The 21,621-nt window shown below is 65.0% G+C and carries 27 protein-coding genes; 3 read left to right on the forward strand and 24 right to left on the reverse strand.

Translation table 11 applies throughout. The features are described 5' to 3' along the window. Window positions 1–4: 4 nt before the first annotated feature. The 19 genes from MBSD_RS11495 to MBSD_RS11580 all read right to left on the reverse strand — a co-directional run bounded on the left by MBSD_RS11495 (window position 5) and on the right by MBSD_RS11580 (window position 16,089). Window positions 5–1,588: a hypothetical protein gene (locus MBSD_RS11495; protein ID WP_062537454.1), complete on the reverse strand. Its 1,584-nt coding sequence runs from the start codon at window positions 1,586–1,588 to the stop codon at window positions 5–7. Continuing rightward, window positions 1,585–2,643 carry a hypothetical protein gene (locus MBSD_RS11500; RefSeq protein ID WP_062537455.1) on the reverse strand — a complete coding sequence of 353 codons (1,059 nt, stop codon included), beginning with the start codon at window positions 2,641–2,643 and terminating at the stop codon, window positions 1,585–1,587. The genes MBSD_RS11495 and MBSD_RS11500 overlap by 4 nt, the downstream gene beginning before the upstream one ends. A gap of 5 nt (window positions 2,644–2,648) precedes the next feature. Further along, on the reverse strand, window positions 2,649–5,354 hold the full coding sequence (locus tag MBSD_RS11505; protein ID WP_062537456.1) for a hypothetical protein: 2,706 nt from the start codon (window positions 5,352–5,354) through the stop codon (window positions 2,649–2,651). After that, window positions 5,354–5,995, reverse strand: coding sequence for a DUF6441 family protein (locus MBSD_RS11510; protein ID WP_062537457.1), 642 nt, complete (start codon window positions 5,993–5,995; stop codon window positions 5,354–5,356). Before MBSD_RS11510 ends, MBSD_RS11505 begins: the two co-directional genes overlap by 1 nt. Before the next feature lie 3 nt (window positions 5,996–5,998). Next, window positions 5,999–6,154 (reverse strand): hypothetical protein, encoded by a 156-nt coding sequence (locus tag MBSD_RS15520; RefSeq protein WP_009521710.1) that lies wholly within the window; start codon window positions 6,152–6,154, stop codon window positions 5,999–6,001. Window positions 6,155–6,183: 29 nt separating this feature from the next. After that, window positions 6,184–6,585, reverse strand: a complete 402-nt coding sequence (locus MBSD_RS11515; RefSeq protein ID WP_062537458.1) for a hypothetical protein — start codon at window positions 6,583–6,585, stop codon at window positions 6,184–6,186. Beyond that, window positions 6,585–7,337, reverse strand: coding sequence for a phage tail tube protein (locus MBSD_RS11520; protein ID WP_062537459.1), 753 nt, complete (start codon window positions 7,335–7,337; stop codon window positions 6,585–6,587). Before MBSD_RS11520 ends, MBSD_RS11515 begins: the two co-directional genes overlap by 1 nt. Window positions 7,338–7,339: 2 nt before the next feature. Beyond that, the gene (locus tag MBSD_RS11525) at window positions 7,340–7,543 is read right to left on the reverse strand and encodes a DUF7210 family protein (RefSeq protein ID WP_082306638.1); all 204 of its coding nucleotides are present in this window, start codon (window positions 7,541–7,543) and stop codon (window positions 7,340–7,342) included. Window positions 7,544–7,547: 4 nt separating this feature from the next. Next, on the reverse strand, window positions 7,548–7,973 hold the full coding sequence (locus MBSD_RS11530) for a hypothetical protein (RefSeq protein WP_062537460.1): 426 nt from the start codon (window positions 7,971–7,973) through the stop codon (window positions 7,548–7,550). 84 nt (window positions 7,974–8,057) lie between these two features. Further along, a complete protein-coding gene (locus tag MBSD_RS11535) occupies window positions 8,058–8,339 on the reverse strand; it encodes a head-tail joining protein (protein WP_062537461.1) in 282 nt (93 codons plus the stop codon). Further along, window positions 8,339–9,343 (reverse strand): major capsid protein, encoded by a 1,005-nt coding sequence (locus MBSD_RS11540; protein WP_062537462.1) that lies wholly within the window; start codon window positions 9,341–9,343, stop codon window positions 8,339–8,341. Before MBSD_RS11540 ends, MBSD_RS11535 begins: the two co-directional genes overlap by 1 nt. A 2-nt stretch (window positions 9,344–9,345) precedes the next feature. Continuing rightward, window positions 9,346–9,723 (reverse strand): head decoration protein, encoded by a 378-nt coding sequence (locus MBSD_RS11545; RefSeq protein WP_062537463.1) that lies wholly within the window; start codon window positions 9,721–9,723, stop codon window positions 9,346–9,348. 1 nt (window position 9,724) lies between these two features. Further along, on the reverse strand, window positions 9,725–10,933 hold the full coding sequence (locus tag MBSD_RS11550) for a S49 family peptidase (RefSeq protein WP_062537464.1): 1,209 nt from the start codon (window positions 10,931–10,933) through the stop codon (window positions 9,725–9,727). A gap of 10 nt (window positions 10,934–10,943) precedes the next feature. Further along, window positions 10,944–12,431, reverse strand: coding sequence for a phage portal protein (locus MBSD_RS11555; RefSeq protein WP_062537465.1), 1,488 nt, complete (start codon window positions 12,429–12,431; stop codon window positions 10,944–10,946). Between the two features lie 2 nt (window positions 12,432–12,433). Beyond that, the gene (locus MBSD_RS11560; protein ID WP_062537466.1) at window positions 12,434–12,655 is read right to left on the reverse strand and encodes a phage head-tail joining protein; all 222 of its coding nucleotides are present in this window, start codon (window positions 12,653–12,655) and stop codon (window positions 12,434–12,436) included. After that, entirely contained in the window at window positions 12,655–13,047 is a 393-nt protein-coding gene (locus tag MBSD_RS11565) for a hypothetical protein (RefSeq protein WP_062537467.1), read from the reverse strand. Before MBSD_RS11565 ends, MBSD_RS11560 begins: the two co-directional genes overlap by 1 nt. Further along, window positions 13,047–13,538: a hypothetical protein gene (locus MBSD_RS11570; protein ID WP_062537468.1), complete on the reverse strand. Its 492-nt coding sequence runs from the start codon at window positions 13,536–13,538 to the stop codon at window positions 13,047–13,049. Before MBSD_RS11570 ends, MBSD_RS11565 begins: the two co-directional genes overlap by 1 nt. Before the next feature lie 17 nt (window positions 13,539–13,555). After that, window positions 13,556–15,520 carry a phage terminase large subunit family protein gene (locus tag MBSD_RS11575; RefSeq protein WP_062537469.1) on the reverse strand — a complete coding sequence of 655 codons (1,965 nt, stop codon included), beginning with the start codon at window positions 15,518–15,520 and terminating at the stop codon, window positions 13,556–13,558. A gap of 2 nt (window positions 15,521–15,522) precedes the next feature. Continuing rightward, window positions 15,523–16,089, reverse strand: a complete 567-nt coding sequence (locus tag MBSD_RS11580; RefSeq protein WP_237071797.1) for an elements of external origin — start codon at window positions 16,087–16,089, stop codon at window positions 15,523–15,525. Between the two features lie 104 nt (window positions 16,090–16,193). On the opposite strand from MBSD_RS11580, the gene MBSD_RS11585 reads away from it, so the two are divergent. The 3 genes from MBSD_RS11585 to MBSD_RS11595 all read left to right on the forward strand — a co-directional run bounded on the left by MBSD_RS11585 (window position 16,194) and on the right by MBSD_RS11595 (window position 17,481). Continuing rightward, a complete protein-coding gene (locus tag MBSD_RS11585; RefSeq protein WP_045667444.1) occupies window positions 16,194–16,400 on the forward strand; it encodes a DUF6900 domain-containing protein in 207 nt (68 codons plus the stop codon). 93 nt (window positions 16,401–16,493) lie between these two features. After that, window positions 16,494–17,015, forward strand: coding sequence for a DUF3489 domain-containing protein (locus MBSD_RS11590; RefSeq protein WP_062537470.1), 522 nt, complete (start codon window positions 16,494–16,496; stop codon window positions 17,013–17,015). Between the two features lie 97 nt (window positions 17,016–17,112). After that, window positions 17,113–17,481: a hypothetical protein gene (locus MBSD_RS11595; RefSeq protein WP_062537471.1), complete on the forward strand. Its 369-nt coding sequence runs from the start codon at window positions 17,113–17,115 to the stop codon at window positions 17,479–17,481. Here MBSD_RS11595 and MBSD_RS11600 read toward each other — a convergent pair. From MBSD_RS11600 to MBSD_RS11620, 5 genes are all read right to left on the reverse strand, one after another. Further along, the gene (locus tag MBSD_RS11600) at window positions 17,445–18,707 is read right to left on the reverse strand and encodes a site-specific DNA-methyltransferase (RefSeq protein WP_062537472.1); all 1,263 of its coding nucleotides are present in this window, start codon (window positions 18,705–18,707) and stop codon (window positions 17,445–17,447) included. The two genes, MBSD_RS11595 and MBSD_RS11600, sit on opposite strands and share 37 nt — an antisense overlap. Window positions 18,708–18,777: 70 nt before the next feature. After that, the gene (locus MBSD_RS11605; RefSeq protein ID WP_062537473.1) at window positions 18,778–20,199 is read right to left on the reverse strand and encodes a site-specific DNA-methyltransferase; all 1,422 of its coding nucleotides are present in this window, start codon (window positions 20,197–20,199) and stop codon (window positions 18,778–18,780) included. Between the two features lie 357 nt (window positions 20,200–20,556). Next, on the reverse strand, window positions 20,557–20,946 hold the full coding sequence (locus MBSD_RS11610; protein ID WP_062537474.1) for a DUF6362 family protein: 390 nt from the start codon (window positions 20,944–20,946) through the stop codon (window positions 20,557–20,559). Continuing rightward, entirely contained in the window at window positions 20,939–21,154 is a 216-nt protein-coding gene (locus MBSD_RS11615) for a hypothetical protein (protein ID WP_062537475.1), read from the reverse strand. Before MBSD_RS11615 ends, MBSD_RS11610 begins: the two co-directional genes overlap by 8 nt. Before the next feature lies 1 nt (window position 21,155). Then, entirely contained in the window at window positions 21,156–21,620 is a 465-nt protein-coding gene (locus tag MBSD_RS11620; RefSeq protein WP_045667438.1) for a crossover junction endodeoxyribonuclease RuvC, read from the reverse strand. Window position 21,621: the final 1 nt, after the last annotated feature.

Raw genomic sequence — 21,621 nt, forward strand, 5'->3', positions numbered from 1 at the left:
GTGCTTACTCTCCCTCGTAGGTTTGACGGTCATTTCCGCGTGGTTCGGGCAACTGGCGCGCGGTCAAGGTGATCTCCAGCAGCGTCGGGCTGTGCCAGTAGAGGTCGATGGCGTCGTGGTCGAGGCGGCAGCGCACGAGGCGAATGACGCGGCTGCCTGCAGGCACTTGAGTCTCAAGACCCGAGCGCAGCACCAGCACACCGCCTTGATCCAGATGGCAGGTCGCCGTCAGGACGTACTGCCGATAGCCGTCTGGGTGCACGATCAAGCAGGCGGCGGGGCGATGCCAAAAATCCGAGATTCGCGCGGAGATGTTTTTGCCATCCACGCGCAGGAAGCCATCTTCGGGATCGGCTTCGACGTTCACCCACAGGATCGGAGCCAAGCCATCTGGCAGCCAGAAGGCCTCCAGACGGCCTTGGGTGCGCCACAACCGCGCCCGCCAGATCTCGATTTCATCGAGTGAGCTGGCCAGATAGCGCCGCTGCAAAGTTGTCGTCGCCCACGGATCGTCCCGGCGCGCCCACGGATCTGCAGGCGAGAAGTCTTGGCGGGTGATCGTGGCCTGCGCGGCGGCTGTCGGATCGTCACGCCAGTTGCCATCTGGCCAGACCGGGATCTCGTCGAGCCATGGGTCATCAAGAACATCCTGGTCGGGCAGTGGCGCAGGCTGGATCTGTATGGGAATGTTGCCGCCGACCATGCCGGGTACCCACTGCGTGAGATCCGCCGGATCGATGGCCTTGCCCCACACCAAGGGCATGATGGTGCTGCCCACGGCAGCGGCGCGTGCCAAGGGCTCCGTCAGCCACAGCAGATCGCTTTCCACACGCTCAAGTTGGGCGATCTGCCAGCCATCGGCAGCGATGATCAAAATCCAGCGGCCATTGTTCTCCGTTTCCTGCCAGCCCTGCACACCGTCGTAGGTCAGATGCACGTTGGCCGAGAGTGGCCCGAACTGTCGCCCGTCAGACTCCGTCACATTGAGTGCCAGTGCGCCACGTTCGCAGGACTCGGTCAGGTGCACCGCGTACTGCGGCAGCGGCCACAGCGCCATTTGACCAAGATGATCGGCCAGCCAGTCGGCCACCATGGCATCGGTCTGACGAGCGTTACCCACCTTGTAGGTGAGCCAGCGCCGGGGAACGCGTCGCCGCGCCTGACGGGATTCGTTGCCACTGGCCAGCCGCGTGACGCTGGTCTGCCACTCCAGCCGTTCTACAAGGGGCTCCATCCAATCATGACGGAAGGCAAACACGCCACGCTGCGCTTGGGGCCAAGGCAGGTTGCCGAAGGCATCCATGCCGGTGGCGACAATGGCGCTCGAAGCCGTATCCCGGCGCAACACTTCGACCAGAAAGATCGGTGCATCGATGGGTGGCCAGGGGCCCGCCAAGGATTCCGCCAGCAGGCTGGCCGCCAGATTGGGCGGCAGCGGAGCAACAGCTGTTTCCGGCATGAAGCTGGCTGCGCTCGCCCCAAAAGTGGCGCGCGAGAGCACTTCACTCTGGAAGGCGGGCAGTTCGCCTCCCGGCGTCGGTTTGCTGGAAACCTCCGCGAGGTCTTGAACGACGACGCGATCGGTCATGCCGACTCCACGCCGAACTCAGCAGCATTGAAGGCGGCCTCCGTCCACTGCACGTTGCCGTTCGGGTTGCGCTCGAAGAGTGCCGTGTGCCAGGCCAGTTGTTCTTGCAGGATGACGTCAGTGCTGACGGCGCTTTGTGCACCGCTGACCACGAGGCCTTTGACCTTGCCCAGACCGGCGTCGGTCTTGCGCGCCAGCATCGTGAGCTGGACGCCATGGATGGCGGGCGTGGCCATCACCGGCAGCGGCTCAATATCGAAGGACTGGCGCAGCCCTGCAGTGGCCGCACGGATGGCCGTGGCTTCGTCGCCGTCGCTCACGGCTTCCCATGCGGCGGTACCGACCGGGCTGGCCGTCCACTGGTTCAGGCTGCCATCGGCCTGTGCCTGCAAGGCATCGACGCGCACATCACCGAGGAAGGTGTTGTTGATCGTGCCGCTGGTGTCGGCGATGTAGAAGTCGTCGACGTCGATGGTGAGCGGACAGCTCTGGCCGGGCACGGCACCCACAAATGCCGTGAGCAGTTGGCCACCGCCCTGAATGGTGTTCTGCGCGGTCATCTGGATGGCCAGGATGCCGTTGATGCGCACTGACAGAATGCCGTTGCTGGTGCCTTGCGTGACCTGCAACTCGATGTAGTGCCAGCCGTGCGCCGGAGCGCTGGCGACTGAGACAGAGATCAACTGGTCATAGCCGTATTGCCAACGGTAGAGCTTGAGCCGACCGTCCTCGCCAATTTTCACGAGGTGCGCAACCTGCGAGTTGGCATCGCGCACGCCGAGTAGCAAGGGCTCGGTGTAGGTGTTTTGGTACGGCACCACGCGAATGGCCGCCCCGACGATCAGGCTGGTCTTGGTGGCGTCGAGGTTCTTGACGTAGCCACCCCCAGAGCCTTCCGGCAAACGCAGGGCATAGGACGACGGGCGACGGCCCTGGATGCGGGTGGCCTGCGGGGACAGATACGCCGCCTTGCCACGCGCGAGCCACGGATCGCCAAAGCTGTCCACGGCCTGCGGGTCGTAGTGATCGAAACCGTCGATGAACAGAAGTGCCATGAGATTTACCCTTGCAGCGCCGCACGGATGGCACGTGCATTGCGCCCGATGATGTTGACGATGACTTTCTCTCCGGCAGGCGACTGCAGGTGGTCGTGGGTGACACCCGGATCGACCGCGTTGACGATGCGCACCGCCTGATTCATCTGCGGCTGCGCGGGCGGCACTTTCACCTCCGGCACCAGTCCGCCCGCTGCGAAGGCCAATTCGCCACCCTTGAAACGTGGGCCTGCCGACAAGCCGTTGATGGAATCGAGGAAGGCCACGCCGACCTGGCGCACGGCGGCCGCCCGCACCACGTACTCGCCTGCGGACAGACGCGCCGGGATCGAATCCGACGTGGCGCTGCCCGGCCCTGAAACCAGACCGCCCGTCGCAAATTTCTTCACGTTGCCGAGCAGCGCCATCACGGCGGCCACCATGGCCACCATGGCGGCAATCGCGAGTCCCGGCCCAACGATGGGGATCGAAGCCTGCGAGGCGGCCGCCCCGGCACCGGCCTTGGCGGCATCCATCGACACCACCGCAGAGGTTTCAGCGCTCTTTTGTGCGACCTTGGCGGCGCTGGCTGCCGCATCGACGGTTTGCTCCTGCTGGATAAAACCGAGCTTGAGCGCCAGCATCCGCGCCTGCATAGCGATCCACTGCTGGAAGGGCTGGATCACGATCTGCTGCAGGAAGGCATCAGCCACCTGCTGGAAGATGCTGGCCAACGCGCTGCGCCAGGACTGTGCACGGGTGATCATTCCGCCCAGTGCACTGCCGAAGCTCTCGCCGATGCGATTCCATAGGGGTGCCAGTTCGTCGACGACCAGCTTCGTGCGCTCCAGCTCATTGCGCCACGCCTGCACGCGAATCACCGCATCCGGCCCGATGGCCTGCGCAGCTTGCTGCATGGTCGGCAACAGGCGCTCCATCTCAGTCGCCGACTGCAGTTGCAGCGCCACGATCTGCCGCCGCGCCTGGGCTTCGGTGAGCAGCCCGGCCTGCTGCTGGGTCTGAATGGCCTCCTGCGCATTGCGCAGACGCTCGGTGACCTGCCGCCATTGGGCTTCGAGCGCCGCCAGATTGGCCTGTGCAGCCTTCACATTGATGAGCCGATCAACGAGCGACACGCCGTCAGCATCACTCTCTGCCGCCAGTCGCGCCCGCAGATCGCGGTAGCTGCGCGCTATGGCCGCCTGCCGGTCAGCATCGGTAGCCGTGCCGGTGATCTGTGCCAGTTCCTCACGGGCCTGCGCCAAGGCGTCGGCCAATTCGCGCTCGGCTTGTGCTGCCTTGCGGGCATTGGCCTGCTCGATGTCTGTGCGCCGGTTGTTGAGCGTGATCAGGTCGGCTTCCGCCTTGGCGACCTCGGCCTTGGCTTTCAGTCGGTCGTTTTCCGATTTGCCGGTATTGGCGACTTGCTGACTGCGGGCCAGCTCCTGCTGCTTGCGGGCAATCTCGGCATCGACCTCGCGCTGCTCGATGGCTGTTTTCTGCGTGTAGTAGTCGCGCACCGAGACCAGACGATCCTCGAGTGCCGCATCCAGCGCAGTTTGTTGCCGGGTCAGACCGTCCTTGAGCAGGGCGAACTCGGCGTCTAGCTGCGCTTTCATCAGCGTGGTTTGCGCGCCGGTCGTGTCCTGCGCAGGCTTGGCAGCCTTGGGCTTGGTCAGGCGTTGAAGCAGTTCCGGATCGGCCTGGATCTTGGGTGCCTTGACCTCGATGGGCTTGGGGTCGAACAGGCTGTCACGAAAGGACGCCAGTTCATCCAGCCGTTTGACCAGATTGCCTTTGAGGTCGGCAATGATGGCCTTGGCCCCATCGGTGTTGCCCTTGAGCGCCTCGACCGCCGCCGCCACACCGGCACCAATGGCCTCGCCCAAGGCGACGAAGGCCTTGCCAACGGTGGCGGCACCCAGTGCAAGGGTCTTGAGCACCAGCACCACGCCATCCAGGATCGCGCGCAGTGTGCCGCCTTGCTTGGCCGACTCGACCATGCCACCGGCCATATCGTTCAGGGCGGGCAGCAAGGACGCGATGATCTGGTTGCCAATGCTCTGGGTGGCCAGCTTCAGCTTGTCGAGCGCGTCGTTGAAGTTACCTGCCTGGGCGGCGGTGTCGGCGGACAACTGCAACCCCAGTTCAGCCGCCTCCTGCTTCAGCGCACCAATGCCCTCCCGCCCTTGATTGAGGAAGGGGATCATTTCCGCACCGGCTTTGCCGAAGATATCGACCGCCAGCGCTGCTTTCTCCGCGCCATCGGGCATGGCCTGGAAGCGGTCGGCCAGATCCAGCAATACCTGTTCGCTGTCACGTAGAGTGCCGTCCTGGTTCTGGACCGCCACACCCAGCGCTGCGAAGTTCTGTGCCGATGCCTCCGAGCCGGTTGCGGCCTCCAGCATGCCGGTGGCCAGCTTCTTGAGCCCGGCTTCGAACTTCTCGGTGGACACCGCCGACAACTCGGCGGCAGGCACCAGCAGCGACAGCGATTCGACGGCAATGCCGGTACGCTGCGCCATCTCGTCCAGCGCATCCGCCGAATCGATGCTGGACTTGATCATGGCCCCGATGCCCGCCAGCGAAACGCCCGCACCGAGATTGGCCAGCACGCCGTTGACACTCTTGGCGGTATCCGTCAGGCCGCCCAGCCCGCGCTTGATCGAGTCGAAAGCGGTCTTGGTCTGGTCGACGGCACTGATCAGGATTTGGGCACGGTTGCTTGCCATCAGACTTTGTCCAGTTCTTGTTGAATCGCCCGAGCCAGTGCAGGCAAGGCGCGTTGCACGCCACCCGCCAGATTCAGTCGTCGTTTGAGATCGACGCGCTTGACCAGCACGGCGATGGGAATCTCCTGGCCACGCTTGATCTGCTTGGCCCCGGTACGACCACGCTCGGCACGCTTGAAGCGGTTGAGTTGTGATGCGTTCTCTTTGATGTTCTCGGCCATCAGCAGCACGCGTCCGTTCTTCTCGATGAAGAAGGCATTGCCCGAGCGCATCAGGCCGTCAATGACCGCCTTGAAGCGCTTGGGGCCGATGCGCCCGGGCAGCAGCGGGATCAGCAGGTTGCCGCTGACCGTGCCGCCTCTTTCGTGCAGGCCGAGCCAGGGAATCTTGCTGCCGACCAGCAAGGCAGGCAGTTGCTCCGGCTTCTTGTCGAACACCTTCACGCCCATCGAGGAGATGAAGCTGTTGCGCTTGACGGTGAAAGCACTTCGCATCTCGGATCGCGCCGCATCACGCACTCCACGCCCGCCCGATTGCATGCCCTTGGCGACAGCGGTGTGGATGGCACGACGCCGCTCGGTACTCCACGCCGCCAACTGGCGCGGGTCCAGCAAGCCGGTGGTGGTGAGCGAGAGACGCATGGGTCAGTCCTTGAGCAGATCGCGTTGCAGTTGTTCAATGCCACGCTTCTCGCCCTGGGCTGCCACGGCATGAATGCCGAGCAGCTGGGCAAGTTGCTGCCGTTCGATCTGGCCGTCGGCATCCAGAAAGGCTTGCGCCTGCGTGAGCGTGTAGGCCATCACGTCGCCCAGGCGGTGCCCGGCGCGGATCAGGCGGGCGACGGCAGCGTCCCAGCCGAGGTCGTCAGCGAGCGCAGCGTCGGGGCGAGTCGCTGGGCCGCGCCCTGAATCGCCGGGACGACGTGCGCCACGAAAAAATCCGCGTTCACCTCGAACACGGCGGCGGCCAGTTGCACGGCGTCCTCCAGCGACAGGTCGTTGATCCACGCGCGTTCACGCCGGGTGGTGATCGCCAGCAAATCCAGCACGGCATCGCCGTGCCGTCCCAGCAGCGCCATCCAGTCCGGATCACTGGTGATTTCCTCGGCCAGCGGGCGCACCACGGCCAGCAGCCGTGGCAACTCACCCAGCCGGATCGGCGTCAGTTCCAGCGCGGTGCCAGATAGCGTGACGACCACAGGCTCAGGGGGGAAGGTCTTGAAGCCGTCCATCACAGCAGCACCAGACGTCCAAACTGACCGAGATCACCGCCGACTGGCTTGGTCAGATCCGCCAGTACCTGGCCTGACAGCTCAAACTTCAGCAGTTCGTCCGTGATGATCGAGAGTTCCTTCGCCGGGTTGATGGCCACGCGGTACAGGTCAATCACCACCTCGCGGTTGCCGTCGGCGGTGTTGAGCCCCTCGAAGCGAATCCAGCGTTCGGGCAAGGGCTGGGTGAACATCGCCGTGCTCTGCGCCGCGCCATAGGCGTAATCGACGGTGAACGGCTCGGTGTACGGACCGCCCGACGTGGCATCGAGCACCACCAGTGAACCGTGCTTGGCATTGACGCTGTACTGGCTGACCGGGAGCGTCTTGGGCGTGGCATCCGAGTCTTGGATCTGCACGGCGGACACGTTTTGCATAGCCAACGGATACAGACTGCCCGGCGTGACAGGGTTGGGCAGTAGTTCGCCAGTCACCGTACCGGGGGTGATCGTGGTCGTGGTGCCATAGAGCGCGAGCGCCAGGTTGGTGGCGATCAGCTCTTCCAACGTGCAGGCGAACTCGCCTTTCTTGGTCTTGATGAGTTGCAGGTCGGTCAGGCGCTGACCCGACTGCGCTTCCTGGTGCTCGATGGTGTCGACCGACAGCGACACCTTCAGCTCGGGCACGTTCCCAACGAAGGTGAGGCCTGCCGGGTTGCCGAGTGCATCGCGTGCGCCGATGTAGACGCGGCCTTGTCCGGAAAAGTAAGCCATGTTCAGTCTCCTTGGGTGGCTGCAGTTGTGGAAACACCGGACGTGGCATCACGGCGGGTGGGTTTGGAATCGGTGGCGGGGGTGGCCGCTTTGGCCGTGCCTTGTGTGATCAGCCAACGGGCACTGGCGTCATTCAGGTCAAGGCGATCACCCACGGCGAGGCGCTTGCCTGCGTGGGTATGGGGTTTCAGTAGTTCGATGTGCATGGGTTCATCCTGTTTGGGTGAGGTCAATGGCATGGGTGCGGTAACGAATCTCGTAACGGGCGGGCAGCGCGACGGCCCCGGCGTCGGCGTCGTCGAACTCCCATTCGCAGTCGATCTCGCGCACGGCGATGGCCAGACCGCCCAGATTCGGGTCGGCGAGCATGGCCGCGTGGGCCGCGACCAGCGCCTGGTCGGCGACGTCGAAGGCGTCCGCACCGCGTGCCACCACGGCAAGCCGGACAGACAGCTGCCGGTCGACCAGGTGGTTGGCGTGGGCGGTGATGCTGTCGCCATCGACGAACAGCAGCAGCGCTGGACTGGCCTCGCGGGTGACCGGCACGGCAGGCATGCGTAGCACCGGTGTCGGTGCAATCGCAGATGCCAGGCGTGCGACGATCTCCCGCAAGACGCGCTCGCGGACGGAGTTCATGGCGTACGTCCCTGTGCACCACCCTTGCGGGCGCCCTGCGAGCGTGCAAAACGCCAGTCCTGTCGTTTTGTCATGGGAAGTTCCTCAGAGTTGAGTGAGCGAGGCGCGACGCTCGGCGCCGTCGCCGATGGCGCGCACGTCGCGCACCTGATAGGTATTGCCTGCCACCTCGACCGTGTCCCCGGCAGCCAGCGTCAGCCAGGACGCCGGGTAGTCGATCTGGTAGTCCCGCGACAGCGCAAAACCATCCAGCACGGTTTCGTCCGGGGCACGGAAGGCGCAGTGCACGGTGCTGCCAGCCACCGTGACGGCGGTCAGCAGTCCGGCATTGCGGGCCGATTCGTAGAACAGCTCGACGGCCAGCATCAGGACGCCAGCACCTTCACCAGCACCGCAGGCCGGTGACACATCGGCAGCGGGTTGGACTGGGTGTGAATGTCGGTGCCCCGGTCGAACTTGCGCGGCTCCTGCTTGGCGTAGAGCGGCTGTCCCAGCGTGTTCGCCGTCTCGTTGAAGTCAGCCGGAGCGAAGTAGGTGGCGAAGGTATCCACCGTGCCCAGCGGGAAGGCATGGCCTTCGCCGGCGGCAATGAAGCGGCGGACGTTGTCGTCGCCGTCGCTGGCCTCGCCCGAATATTCCTCGAAGGTGACGCCGCCGAAGGTGAAGCCCGAGCGCAGATCGGAGCGCAGCGCAACGCCGTCCTGCCAGCGCTCGTAAGCCGCGACGACCTTCTCGTGGCTGGTCAGCGCATCGAAGAATTCCTCGGACACCAGGCAGTGGACGCCGGTCATGCGCTCACCCTTGAGGTTTTTCTCGAGGTAGCGCTTGAGCTCCAGGCATTTCTTCTTGACGTCCGTGCCGGCGTTGCCCAGCTGGAAATTGATCACCTTGGGCGTGATCCCGAACAGATCGAACAGGTCGTAGAGCACGGAACCGTCGGCGTCGAGGATGACGCCCTTGAGCGCGCCGATGCGCAGGTGCTCGAGCGTGATCGCGTGCTTGTTGCGCATCGTCTGCAGGTGCTCGGCCATGACCGAGGCCACGGTTTGCAGCTCGGTTTCCGAACCGAAGGCGCGGATACCCTGCACTTCCTCGGGCAGCACCACGTCGTCGTGCGGGATGTGCGGAATGGCGAAGGAGCGCAGCTTGCGCTTGCCGTGTTTGCCCACAGTGCCGGGCGAGCCGACCGGCATCGTCGGCAGCAGCGTCAGGATGCCGTTTTTCTCCTCGACAACCACGGAACGGAAGCGCACCGGCTTGGCCGGGAACAGCCCCATGCTCTCCATCAGCCCGTAGTTGTTGGGCAGGATGTTGATAGCGGCGGTCAGCGCCGACATCGAGAACGCGGGATTCTCGAAAACGTTGTTCATGGTCAGACTCCTTTGCGAACGAGGATACCGAGGCTCTTGAGCTGTGCGATGGCAGCCAGCTTTTCTGCGGCGGTGATGGCGGCTGGCCACGCCAGGGCGTGATCGGCGACGATGGCGTGACGGGCCAGCATCAGCCCGTCCTCACGGTCGATCAGCGTGGCGTCGACGGCCTGCATCAGCACGCCTGCGGCGTACTGACTGCCGTCGGTGGCCGAGGGGTCGATCTGCTTGACCTTGCCGGTGGCGGTCACCAGACCGACTACCGCACCCAACGGCAGGTTCTGGCCTGCGCCGACGGTGACCTGATCGCGCGAGTAGAGATTGGGCGCTTCGTACTTCAGAAGATCGCCCAGGTTGAGGCCTTCGGTGATGACGGGCATATCACTTCTCCTGTCCGGCGCGGGCACGGGCCGCCAGCACCAAGGGGTTGTCGTTGAGGGATTGCGTTGCCGTGGTGGCTGCGCTCGGTGTGATCAGGCTGTTGATCTCTTGCCCGGTGGCGCGCGCGGCCAGCAGATGGCCACGCACCGCCGATGGCGACGTACGTGTAGCCAGAAAACCGGCGATGCGCTCAGGGCAGCCTGCCAGCGCACACAGCTCGGCGATTTCCTGCGCGTCCTCGATGGTCATCGGCGGGTGCGCGCCATCAGTGCGATCAGGATCAGCGCCAACCCCAGGGTCAGCAGTGGTTCCGGGTTCATTCATGAAAGGCTCCAGTCGTGGTGGGTGAAGATGTCCCGACGCCGCAGTTGCAAGCGCCGGTGGGGGTGAAAGTGCGGCGGTGAGTTCGGCCAGCAGGTCGTCGAACGTGCCGACGGCATCCGCCAGTCCTACTGCGACGGCGTCCTGCCCGAAGAACACGCCCGCTTCGGTGGCGCGCACCGCGTCACTGGTGAGCCCGCGATGGCTGGCCACGGTGTCGACGAACAAGCCGTAGATCCGATCCACCTCGCGCTTGAGAAACGCGTGGGCTTCGTCCGAGATCGGCTCGTGCGGGTTGAGGTCGTTCTTGCGCGCTCCGGCAAAGACGGTGGTGTAGCGGACGCCGTCCTTGGCGTCCTTCACCGACTGATCGGCGTGCATGGCAATGACGCCAATCGAGCCGACGCCGCCGGTGCGGGTGACAAAGAAGCGGCTCGCCGCCGACCCGATGGCGTAGGCCGCCGAGTACGCCATGTCATTGGCTAGCGCCCAGACCGGTTTGATCTGCGCGGCAGCACGCACGCGGTCGGCGAGATCGAACACACCACCGGACTCACCGCCCGGGCTATCGATGTCGAGCACGATGGCCGCCACCGACGGATCAGCGATGGCGCTGTCGAGCTGACGGGCAATGTCCTGATAGCTGGTCAAGCCAGAGGCGGCATCCAGCCCCACTGTTCGCCGCACCAGCGTGCCATAGATCGGCAGGACGGCGATGCCCGCATCCGGTGCGGGTGGACTGCGCGTAGCAGGTGAAGGAAGTGGCGTGCCGTTATCCGTCAACCCGATGCGTGGCCCCAGTACGGCGAGGATCACCTCGAGTTTCGGGCGATGAATCAGCAGCGGCGCGCCAAAGATACGCGCCGCCATATGCGGTAGCAGGGTCATTGAAAAACCTTCAGGGGGGCGACGGATTGCTGTCGGTCGCCTGTGAGTTGGGTTCGGCGCTGCCGCCATCCTTGGAGGTGCGGCGCGGATCGGAGTCGAAGATCAGGCCAAGTTCATCGGCTCGCTGGTTATCCAAGGCGATCTCGCGGTCAACGTCCTCGGCATCCATGCCGAACGCCGAGATGGCTTCCGAGCGCGACATCAAGCCCGCGCGGATCGCCAGCAGCATCGCCTTGAATTCCTTCTCGGGATCGACCCATTGCCAGCCCTGCGGAATCCATTTGCAGGCGATGTAGTCACGCCGATGTCTGGCATAGCCTGGCGCCGTGAGGCTGCCGGACAGCACTGCTTGATCGAGCCAGGCATTCCAGACCGGGCGACACAGCTGATGCACCAGAACGCCATGCTGAATAGCTTCGGTGCGACGGCGGAACTCCAGCATTCCGGCGCGGATCGAGGAGTAATTGACGCCGGAAAGATCACCGGTCAGCTGCTCGTAGGTCACGCCAATGGCGGCGGCGACCGCGCGAAACTGCGCGCGCAGAAATTCGCCGTAGCTGCCACCCACGTCGGCGGGATCGGAGAACTTCACGTCCTCGCCGGGTTCCAGGATTTGCAGCGTCCCGGGCTCCATTCCCGCCAGCGCGATGCCTGCATCGTTGGCCACGCCTTCACCCAGCAGGTTGTCCTCGGGAGACAGGCGCGTGATGAAGCCGGCGAACATCGCGGCGGTTTTCTTGCGCACGAGCTCGGCGTCGTCGTACTGGTCGAGTTCGTTGAGTTTCACCAGGGCGCGCGCCAGCCACGGCTCGCCCCGGATCTGTCCGGGGCGCAGCACGCGGTACAGGTGCATGATCTCGGCCGCCGGCACGCGCACCGTGTCCTGGCCGCCTTGTCCGGACATCGGGGAAAGCCGGCCGTCCTCCGGATGCGAGCGGTACAGGTGATACGCCACCCGCCGCCCCATCGAATCGAATTCGATACCGGAGCGCACGACATTGCCGGACGGCAGTTCCGTGTTGAGATTCAGTGGCAGGTGTTCGGCCTCGAGCAACTGCAGCTGCAGCGGCACGACCAGACCGTCCTCGGGGCGGCGGGGGCGCAACCGGATCAGACATTCACCCCCTTCGCACATCGCCCGGGCAGCCAGCGCCTGCAGGCCGTAGAAATCGGTCTGCCCGCTGGCGTCGGCCTGCTCGGTCCAGTCGCGCCACAGCGCTTGCACGTCAGCGCGGAAGGTTTCGTCCTTGGCCATCGACTGCGGCTTGATGCCGGTGCCGACTGCGTTGGACACGAAGGCTTCGATTCCGGCGTTGGCCCAGGCGTTGCGGCGCACCAGGTCACGCGATTTCACACGCAGCTCGTGGGAGGTCGCCAGCATGGCGGCCACGGCGCCCGGATTGCCAGGCATCCACGCAAGGGATCGCCGCCCGCGTCCGGCTGCTTCGTGAACAGGTGACGTGCCGAACAGGCTGCGGATTTTGGAATACCACGCCATGTTCAGAACCCTTTGCCGGTGGTGACCCGGATCTGGCGTGGCGCGCCAGGCCACAGTCCGGTGTCCACGGCCTGCTCGAAGAGGTCGCGCTTGACCGCGCGAATGGCGGCCTGGAGTTCCTCGACGCTGCGGTACTCGACGGTCTTGTCGCCGAAGGTCACGCGCTTTTCGCCCTTGACCAGCGCCGCTTCCAGTGCGTCGAGGTGTGCTTGTGTGTAGGCCATCAGCGGTACACCGTGAGGTTGATTTCTGATGAATCAGAAAACGACGCTGAGGTCGTCGCGCAACTGATGTCGACGAACTGGGCGGTCTTCTGGTCGGTGCTGGATCGCACGATGGCGATGCGCTGCGTGCCGCTGTTGGTGCTGCTGCGGGCAAGCGCCGTCCAGCAATAGTTGGCGTCGGGCATGGCAACGGCGAAGGTCACGCGGTAGCGACCCGCCGCCGTCCGGGTCACGCTGGCCACGTTGTGCGATGCACGCACGACGACCTGCGTGCCGACATAGCCGAAACACACCCACGCCCGGGCCACGCCGGGGTGGGTTGCGTCGATCTTGGTCTTGACCTCGAGTCCGACACGACTGGCCAACGCACTGATGCGCGATGCGAGGCTCATCAGACCAGCGCACCCACAAAGACCGCGACGAAGTCTGTGTCGGTATTGCCGACATCGGTGGCTGCGACGGCACCGATGTTGCTGCGTGCCTGAAGTTGCTCGGCCACGGTCAGCGACTGCGCCGCATCGAAGCGCACACGGTTGTTGACGGCGGCCAGCAGCGCATCCAGACCACTGGTGCCGTTCTGCAGCAGTTGCTGGATCTCCAGCAGCGTGTCGTAGGCGTCGTCGGCGCCGCCCAGGATCTCGGCTTTGAGCGCGTCGAGCAGCGTGACGATCTTGCTCGAGGAATAGGTGGTGCTCGTGCTGATCTGTGCGTCATCGATGGCGCTGGATGCGGCAACGGCAGCCTGCAGTTCATTGATGGCCGCCACGAGATTCGACTTGTCAGTCGTGGTGAGGTTGGCCAGGTTGCCCGCCTTGGCGCGGACGTCGTTGAACTCCTGCGCGACGCGGATGACCAGGCTTTCGATGCGAGTGGCGAGGGACATGTTTTCTCCTTGAGGTGTCAGGACAGCCAGCGGCTTTTGATCACGCGCCGACCGGTGTTGCGATTGCCAGAAACAGCGAGGCCACCGCGTTGGGTGGCCTCGTTGATCGATTCAGTAGGTGTTTCAAGGGCTGGCGGACTGGCCAGCCCCAGTTGTCGCTCCAGTTCCCGCCAGTGACGTTCCTCGAAGCGATCCAGACCCGCCGCCGATGCAGCCGCACGGGCGTAGACGTAGCAGTCGAGCGCCTCATTGCGCTCACGCATCTTTTGCCACTCACGCACCGGAAAGCCGTTGCGGTCGCGGCGGGTGATCAGTTGTTCCGCGCAGAGTTGCTGGATGAACTCAGCGTCGATCTTGGGCAGATGGACGAACCCGGCCGGGTAGGTCACCGTCACGCCGTCCTCGGCCACCTCCGCGCTCTTGCGCAGGTTGTTGTAGAACTCCAGCTTGGCGATGCTGACCGCCACCGAGTACACCTTGATGCCCCGGCGCAGCTTCTTGCCACCCTGCGAGACATCGATGGCGGTCGGCGTGCCGATCAGGGCTGCACCACGAGCCACACCCTTGACCGCCATCACACGCGAATCGCGGCAAGCCCGCACGAAGGCGTAGGCCTCCTGCGTTGCAAACCCGGTATCCAGTGCAAAGCGGGCCAGCGGCATCGATGCGCCCGAGGCATGCGTCCAGGTTTCGGCCAGCATTTCAGCAAGGCGCTTCCACACCGTGTCGCGGGCGGTGTCACCCATCAGCACGCGGTGCTCGATGAGCCAGGACTCCTTGCCGCGCCCAAAGGCCCAGATCGAGGCCTCGATGCGATCCTTCTGGACGTCGGCCGCACCCACCAACAGCAGGCCGCCCAGTGGAACGGTGCCCACGGAATAGTCCTCGCGGCGCTCGACCAGCCGTTGCCAGTCGGGCGCTTCGCCTTCCTCGACCCAGGTCTCGCCCAGCTCGGTGTTCTTGAAAGTCTTGATCGCGGCGGCCGATCCCGACTCTTTACTGACGGCGGCTTCCCACGCAGCAGCGATCTCACGCCACGAACGCCAGCCCACCGGGCTGTACAGCGACGACAGATGAAAGCCTGCCGTCTTGGCGCTGTTCTTGTTCTCCGGGGCCATCGCGCGCCACTCACCGTGCTCCAACATCCACGTCTTATGGTGCTCGGCAATCGCGGTGTCACACGACTCGCAGAGGTAGGCGGCGGTCTCCGGTTGCCCTTTGTCCCAGCGCAGTTGCTCGAAGCGCAACCACTGTGGGTGGTTGCAGTGCGGGCACGGCACGAAGTAGCGACGTTGGTCGCTGGCCTCGTACTCGCGCTCAATGGCCGATGCCCCCGAAATCGTCGGCGTCGAGACGATGAAGATCTTGCGCCGCGCAAAGGTGCGCGTGCGCGCCTCGGCCAGCGAGATCGCATCGCCTTCACCCTCGACGTCCAGCGGATACCCGTCGACCTCGTCGAGAAACAGATACCGCACCGGCATCGAGCGCAAGCCCACCGCGCTGTTGGCCCCCGTCATCACCAGCACGCCGCCCCGGAACTCCTTAGCCAGGATGGTGTTGCCCGAGTCGCGCGAGCGTGCCGGGGCGATCAGTTCCGAGAGCACTGGCGACTCCTCGATCAGCGGGTCGATCCGCTGCTTGGAGTTGCGCTTGGCCATCTCCACCGTCGGCCATACCGCCATCATCGGCCCGGGTGCGTGGTGGATCACATAGCCGATCCAGTTCGATCCCATTTCGGTCGCGCCAAGCTGCGCGGCCTTCATGAACACCACACGCTCGACCGGCGAGGTCGGCGACAGGCAGTCCATGATGGCCTTGAGGTACGGCGTGCGGCTGGTACGCCAGCGCCCTGGCTCGGCAGAGGCCTTGCTGGAGAGCATCCGGTGCCGATCCGCCCATTCGGACACGGTGAGCAGCGGATCGGGCGTCAGCCCGTCGCGCCACGCGCGTTCAATCTCGTCGGCGCCTTCGTAGTCATCCATTGTCAATCCACCCGCGGGCGCAGCTCGCCCAACTCGATCAGGTGCTCACGCACGGCGGCCTCCAGCGCCACGTGCATCGTGTGCGGGTCGACGCCGAGCGTGGATGCCATCTGCCCGGACACGCGCGCCGGCCAGTTGAGCCAGGCGTCGCGCTCGATGCGCGCCAGCTTGAACACGTGCGCGACCGCCTGCGCCCGGTCGACCAGTTCCCTTTTGCGGTGGGCCAGCTCCACCTTGTTGAGCTGGGCCTTGAGCACCTCGTTGACGGTACGCGCCTGCAGCAGCGAGGTGCCGCCCGCCGATAGCGGCGGCGTAGCGACCTCCGGCGTTTCACGAGGAGGCGGTGGCGTCGCCGGTTCTACGCGCACTTTCGTTGCAGGCGCCTTGTCGGCTGCTGCGGCCTTGCGCGGCTGCAACGTGTTTTGTGCCCACTGCGCGTCGGCCGCCTGCGGATCAATGGTGCCGTCGGGAAGCGGCGTGATGCGCCCGGTGTCGATGGCCTTCTTCACGGCCACGTGCGACACGCCACGGTGGCGCGCGTAGGCGCGAATCGAGAGCCCCATCGTCACCTTCTTCAATCATTTGTTCGTCATTCCTGCGTTTCGAGCTTGGCTTCACCGGCGAACAGCGCGTTCATCACGTCACGCCAACCATCCCTCGAGAGGAACACGCCATGAGCCAGATCGACACCATCCTCACCCTCATCGCCCAGAAGCATCTGGGCATCGACACCCTGCAAACCCGCCACGCCGACAGCCTGGACTTCCACGACACGGCAGTGTGGTGCCTCAAGGACGCGTTGGAAGCAGCCTTCCAGGCCGGCGTCGAATTTGCCGCATCGAACCCGAAGGCCAAGGACGCGGAAATCGCCAAGGACTGATCGGAAACCGACGAAGCCAAGCAGAAATCGCTTGGCTTCACTCTTGAACAGCGCGTTCATCACATCGTCATCACCACCCAGAAGGAGCAGCAAATGACCACCGTCCAACTCACCCCGGCGCAACACGCCATCCTGGCATACGCCATCAACCACACCGCCGGCAAGATCGACTGGTTCCCCGACAACATCAAAGGCGGCGCACGCAAGAAGGTGCTCGACGGGATGTTCAACCGCGCCCTGATCACGCCCGACGGCGACGGGTGGTGTGTCGCCGCCGAGGGCTACGACGCCTTGGGAATGAAGCGCCCCACGATCCCGCAGCCGACGCCGGAAGTCGATGCCGAACTGGAGCAGGCTGTTGCCGCCGCCGAAGCGACGTGGACGCAAGCGCCGACAAAGGCCAAGCCGCGCACGCGCGACAACAGCAAGCAAGCCGAAGTGATCCGGATGCTGCAACGCCCCGAGGGCGCGACCATTGGCCAGATTTGCGCCGCCACCGGCTGGCAGGCGCACACGGTGCGCGGCACCTTCGCCGGGGCGTTCAAGAAGAAGCTGGGCCTGACCATCGTGTCGGACAAGCCGCAGGGCGGCGAGCGGGTCTACCGCATTGCCTGATCAGAAAGATCGAGAAAGAGGCCAAGCGGCGCTTGGCTTCTCAATCGAACAGCGCGTTACTACGGGTGTCGCAACGATCAACCCGAAGGAGCCAGAGATGAACACCACCACGCAGATCCCCGCCACCCAGAACGAGGCCTGGGGCTTTTGGGGCACGATGAGCGAACACGCCAGCGCCGCATGGCCCTTGGCCATGAACGCCATCTCGGACGCCACCGGCCAGCCCCTCGAATCGGTTCGGGCCTTCCTCGACAGCCGCCACGGACGCCACTTTGCCGACGACGTCCAGAACGGGCGTTACGAGGGCAAGGCCCTGGCGGACGCGATCAACGCAGCCACCCAACGCTGGATGGGCTGGACGATTGGCCGCCAGACCAGCAAGCAATACGGCATCCCGCGCGGCCTGCCTTACCTGACGGGCTTCGTGATTCACTGCGAGATCGTCGACGAGTCGCTCGCCGCCTGATCAAGCAACGCGCCATCCGCCTCGCGGGTGGCCTGCTTCCCGGTGAACTCTTCCCACCGACGCACGATCACATCCACGTACTTCGGATCGAGTTCGATCAGTCGCGCAACGCGACCTGACTTTTCCGCTGCGATCAACGTCGTGCCAGAGCCACCGAAGGGGTCGAGCACCACGTTGCCGGGGCGGCTCGAATTGCGGATCGCGCGCTCGACCAACTCCACCGGTTTCATCGTCGGGTGCAAGTCGTTCTTCTGCGGCTTCTTGATGTTCCAGACGTCGCCTTGGTCGCGGTCGCCACACCAGTGCCGCTGCGCGCCCTCCGGCCATCCGTACAGAATCGGCTCGTACTGGCGCTGGTAGTCGGCGCGGCCCAGCGTGAAGGTGTTCTTGGCCCAGATGATGAAGGTCGACCAGTGACCGCCCGAGGCGCGAAAGGCCGCCTGCAGTACATCCAGTTCGCTGGACGACATCGCCACGTAGATCCCGCCCCGGCAATGCGCCACGGTGGGCGTCAATGCCGCCAGCAGGAAGTCGTAGAACCCGTCGCCCAGGTTGTCGTTCAGGATCGCGCGATCCTTGCCGCGCAGCTTGTCCTTCGGGCTGCTCCCGTAGTTCACATTGTACGGCGGGTCGGTGAAGACCATGTCCGCCAGGTCGCCCTGCATCAACCGCTCGTAGCTCTCGACCACGGTCGAGTCGCCGCACAGCAGGCGGTGCTGGCCCATGATCCAGACATCGCCCGGACGCGAGATGGGCGTCTCGCCGACCTCGGGCACCGCATCCTCGTCCGTCTGACCCTCGTTATCCGGCTCGTCGCCCGCAATCAGTTCGGCCAGCGCGTCGGCGTCGAAACCGGTGATGTCCAGATCGAAGCCTTCGAGCTGCAAGGCTTCCAGTTCGATGCGCAACATCGCGTCGTCCCAACCCGCGTTCTCGGCGATGCGGTTGTCCGCGATGACCAGGGCGCGGCGCTGGGTCTGGCTCAGATGGTCGAGCACCACGACTGGTACCCGTTCCAGACCCAGCTTCTGGGCGGCAGCGAGACGACCGTGGCCAGCGACGATGATGCCGTCGCTGCCCGCCAGGATCGGATTGGTGAATCCGAACTCCGCGATGCTGGCGGCGATCTGCGCCACCTGCTCCTCGGAATGGGTGCGCGCGTTGCGTGCGTAGGGCAGCAACTTGGCGGTCGGCCACTGTTCGATCTTGTCGGCCAGCCAGTTCATGGCGCACATCCCTGTGCGCCACCCTGACGGGCGCCCTGCGGGCGTGCAAAACGCCAGTCCTGTCGTTTTGTCATGCGGCCACCTCGGCATCAGGGGTGGTGGCGCGCTCGGCGGCGACCTGCTCGAAGAACTGGCTCGTTGCCAGCAGCGTGACCGGCACACCAGGGTGGTTCTGCTGGAAGCGCTTGATCGCCACATCCACGTACTCGGGCGCGATCTCCACCGTACGGCAGATGCGACCGGTGCGCTCGGCGGCCAGCATCGTCGTGCCGCTGCCGCCGAAGGGTTCGAACACGATGTCGCCCGCGTCCGTGTAAGCCTCGATCACGAATTCCGGCAGCGCCACCGGGAACACGGCTGGGTGATCGATGTCCTGACCGATCTTGCCCTTGTGGCGCATCACGCGGATCACAGAGTCGGGGATGCGGGTGTCTTGCGTGGGCAGCCCCTTGTGCGTCCAACCGCCCACCTCGCCATCCTTACCGCGCATCGCGGTGGACGACCCGTCAGCGCGCAGGTGGGATTCCTGGCCTGCGTGCTTGCAGGGGACGATCTTGTTCGGCTTGCGGCTCTGCCGGTTGAAGTGGAAGACGAACTCGAAGCTCGGCGCGAAGCGGCCCGCCCAGTCGCCGGGCATGCCTGGCCCCTGGTCCCACACGTACCACGCAAAGCGCCGCCACCCCTGCTGGCGCATCCAGCCGAGCCACGCGTCCCAATACGGGATCACCTCGTTGTCGCGGTGGATCAGGCCCAGGTTGACCAGCACCTGACCGTCGTCGGCCATCGGCAGGTGCGCGAACACGCCGCGCATCAGGCCATCCCAATCTTTGATCCCGCCCGAGGTGTAGTCGCGCTGGTTGTCGTAGGGCGGCGAAGTGAAGCACAGCCGCGCGCTGTCGCCTTGCATCAGCGCGGCGATCACGCTCGGGTCGGCGGCGTCGCCGCAGATCAAGCGGTGTGCCCCGAGCTGCCAGACGTCGCCCGGGCGCGACACCGGCACCACCGGCGTACCCGGCACGTCATCGTCGGCGTCGGGCTCGGCATCAGCTTCCGCATCCTGCTGCTCTGGCTCATCGGCAATGGCGGCATCGGCCAGCAGCGCGTCGATCTCGAACCGCTCGAAGCCGGTCAGCGCCAGCTCGTACCCGGCCTCGGAAAGCTCGGCCAGTTCCAGCGCCAGCAGCTCCTCGTCCCAGCCCGCATCCAGCGCCAGCCGGTTATCGGCGATGACGAGCGCGCGCTTCTGCGCCGGGGTCAGGTGCGCAAGTTCGATCACCGGCACCTGATCCAGGCCGAGCTTGCGCGCAGCGGCCAAACGCCCGTGCCCGGCGATGATGCCGTTGTCGCCGTCGACCAGGATCGGATTCGTCCAGCCGTACTCGACGATGCTGGCCGCGATCTTGGCGATCTGGCTTTCGGCGTGCGTGCGCGGATTGCGGGCGTAGGGAATCAGCGCCTCGACCTTGCGGTACTCGACGTTGAGCGTGTTCAAAGTGGAAGTCCCAAAAGCAAAACCCGCCGAGCGTTGCCGCCGGGCGGGTTGAGTGAATGAAGATTCTGGTGGGGTGGTAACTGCGCCTGGGGGTGGTAACCGGAGCCGGTAACCTGCCGACTGGTAACCTTGCCCGCGCCCTGACGCTAAAAAAGCGTCGCGCTCGCGCCCCCCGCATTGGATTTCGGCCAGGAAGGACCCCTTTTGCCTCGTGCCGTCCTCGCTGCCTACACCGCTGTCCAGAAGATAGCTGAAATACTACCCCAGAACGGGCCGCTTTGTTGCAGGGGCAAAAACCGCTCTTGGTAGCTGATGGCAGCACATGGCAGCTTGTTCGCGCCTATTCGCGTTCAAAGACTACACTGCGACCACGCATCCGTTCAGGTGGTCGGTTACGGTCTGCAAGGCGCGCTGCCAGCGCCGCCACGCCGTGGTGCGGTCGCAGGCGAAGCGAATGCAGATCTCCCGCCAGCCGTAGTGCTTGGCCCGCATCCACACCAGGTGGCGCTGCTCGACTTCGAGCCATTGCACCCAGCGCATCGTCTCCAGCATGCGCTCGATGGCCTCGGGGCTGGGCGGAAACGGACGGTACACCTTCTCGTCGGCGGCGAACGCCTCCCACTCCTTGCGCGCGAAGGCCGGCCAGGTGTTGAAGTAGCCCTGGACGCGAACGGGCGGCAGGCGGCGGCCCGTGTTGGCAGCCTCCTCGAAGCGTTTGGCGACGTCGTCGATGGTCCACTCAGCCATGACGACCTCCCTGACGGGGCGTGCCGTACAACCGCTCGCCGATATTCTTCAGCAGTTGCCGCTCCATCCAGTCCAGTCGTTCGTCGTCCTGCGCCACGACCAGCAGGCCCTGCTCGCGCCAGCCGCGTTCCTTGAGCGCCTCCAGATCGGTGTGCTGCGGTTGCAGTCTGCCCAGCGGGCAGCGGTAACGGTTGCTCGGGATGTCCATGTCACACCTCCTGCGTGTCGATGGCCCAGGCCAGCAGCGCCAGTGCGTCGGCTTCGTTGTCGTCGGCCGGGGCATGGCCGCGCGCGCGGATCGCCGCGATCACCTCGCCCTTGCCTGCATTACCCTTGCCGGTGACGTGCTTCTTGATCGTGCCGACCGGCACGCCCTGGTAGGGGATGCCGTGGTGCTCGCACCACGCGGTGAGCGTGGCCAGAAAGCCGCCGTAGGCGTGTGCGGCGTCGGTTGATGCGTGGCGGCGCACTTCCTCGAAGTGCAGGCAGTCGATGCCGTCGCAGGACTGCTTGATCTCGCTGAGCCAGCGTTTGAAGCGCAGGAAGCGCATTCCGCCGCCTTCGAAGCGCTGCGGCTTGAAATGCTCGGTGCCGCTCGTGATATGGCCGTCGTTGTCGCGCAGCGCCCAGCCGGTGGTGGTGCCCAGATCGAGGGCAAGGATGGTCATGGTCATC

The organism is Mizugakiibacter sediminis (assembly GCF_000953855.2).
In the GTDB taxonomy this organism is placed as follows: Bacteria; Pseudomonadota; Gammaproteobacteria; order Xanthomonadales; family Rhodanobacteraceae; genus Mizugakiibacter; species Mizugakiibacter sediminis.

Coding starts and splice junctions, on each gene's coding strand:
- MBSD_RS11495 (WP_062537454.1), bottom strand. CDS start 1,588: ATGACCGATCGCGTCGTCGTTCAAGACCTCGCGGAGGTTTCCAGCAAA.
- MBSD_RS11500 (WP_062537455.1), bottom strand. CDS start 2,643: ATGGCACTTCTGTTCATCGACGGTTTCGATCACTACGACCCGCAGGCC.
- MBSD_RS11505 (WP_062537456.1), bottom strand. CDS start 5,354: ATGGCAAGCAACCGTGCCCAAATCCTGATCAGTGCCGTCGACCAGACC.
- MBSD_RS11510 (WP_062537457.1), bottom strand. CDS start 5,995: ATGCGTCTCTCGCTCACCACCACCGGCTTGCTGGACCCGCGCCAGTTG.
- MBSD_RS15520 (WP_009521710.1), bottom strand. CDS start 6,154: ATGGCCTACACGCTCACGCAGGCGCAAGCCTTTCTGGATGCCGACGGC.
- MBSD_RS11515 (WP_062537458.1), bottom strand. CDS start 6,585: ATGGACGGCTTCAAGACCTTCCCCCCTGAGCCTGTGGTCGTCACGCTA.
- MBSD_RS11520 (WP_062537459.1), bottom strand. CDS start 7,337: ATGGCTTACTTTTCCGGACAAGGCCGCGTCTACATCGGCGCACGCGAT.
- MBSD_RS11525 (WP_082306638.1), bottom strand. CDS start 7,543: ATGCACATCGAACTACTGAAACCCCATACCCACGCAGGCAAGCGCCTC.
- MBSD_RS11530 (WP_062537460.1), bottom strand. CDS start 7,973: ATGAACTCCGTCCGCGAGCGCGTCTTGCGGGAGATCGTCGCACGCCTG.
- MBSD_RS11535 (WP_062537461.1), bottom strand. CDS start 8,339: ATGCTGGCCGTCGAGCTGTTCTACGAATCGGCCCGCAATGCCGGACTG.
- MBSD_RS11540 (WP_062537462.1), bottom strand. CDS start 9,343: ATGAACAACGTTTTCGAGAATCCCGCGTTCTCGATGTCGGCGCTGACC.
- MBSD_RS11545 (WP_062537463.1), bottom strand. CDS start 9,723: ATGCCCGTCATCACCGAAGGCCTCAACCTGGGCGATCTTCTGAAGTAC.
- MBSD_RS11550 (WP_062537464.1), bottom strand. CDS start 10,933: ATGACCCTGCTACCGCATATGGCGGCGCGTATCTTTGGCGCGCCGCTG.
- MBSD_RS11555 (WP_062537465.1), bottom strand. CDS start 12,431: ATGGCGTGGTATTCCAAAATCCGCAGCCTGTTCGGCACGTCACCTGTT.
- MBSD_RS11560 (WP_062537466.1), bottom strand. CDS start 12,655: ATGGCCTACACACAAGCACACCTCGACGCACTGGAAGCGGCGCTGGTC.
- MBSD_RS11565 (WP_062537467.1), bottom strand. CDS start 13,047: ATGAGCCTCGCATCGCGCATCAGTGCGTTGGCCAGTCGTGTCGGACTC.
- MBSD_RS11570 (WP_062537468.1), bottom strand. CDS start 13,538: ATGTCCCTCGCCACTCGCATCGAAAGCCTGGTCATCCGCGTCGCGCAG.
- MBSD_RS11575 (WP_062537469.1), bottom strand. CDS start 15,520: ATGGATGACTACGAAGGCGCCGACGAGATTGAACGCGCGTGGCGCGAC.
- MBSD_RS11585 (WP_045667444.1), top strand. CDS start 16,194: ATGAGCCAGATCGACACCATCCTCACCCTCATCGCCCAGAAGCATCTG.
- MBSD_RS11590 (WP_062537470.1), top strand. CDS start 16,494: ATGACCACCGTCCAACTCACCCCGGCGCAACACGCCATCCTGGCATAC.
- MBSD_RS11595 (WP_062537471.1), top strand. CDS start 17,113: ATGAACACCACCACGCAGATCCCCGCCACCCAGAACGAGGCCTGGGGC.
- MBSD_RS11600 (WP_062537472.1), bottom strand. CDS start 18,707: ATGAACTGGCTGGCCGACAAGATCGAACAGTGGCCGACCGCCAAGTTG.
- MBSD_RS11610 (WP_062537474.1), bottom strand. CDS start 20,946: ATGGCTGAGTGGACCATCGACGACGTCGCCAAACGCTTCGAGGAGGCT.
- MBSD_RS11615 (WP_062537475.1), bottom strand. CDS start 21,154: ATGGACATCCCGAGCAACCGTTACCGCTGCCCGCTGGGCAGACTGCAA.
- MBSD_RS11620 (WP_045667438.1), bottom strand. CDS start 21,620: ATGACCATGACCATCCTTGCCCTCGATCTGGGCACCACCACCGGCTGG.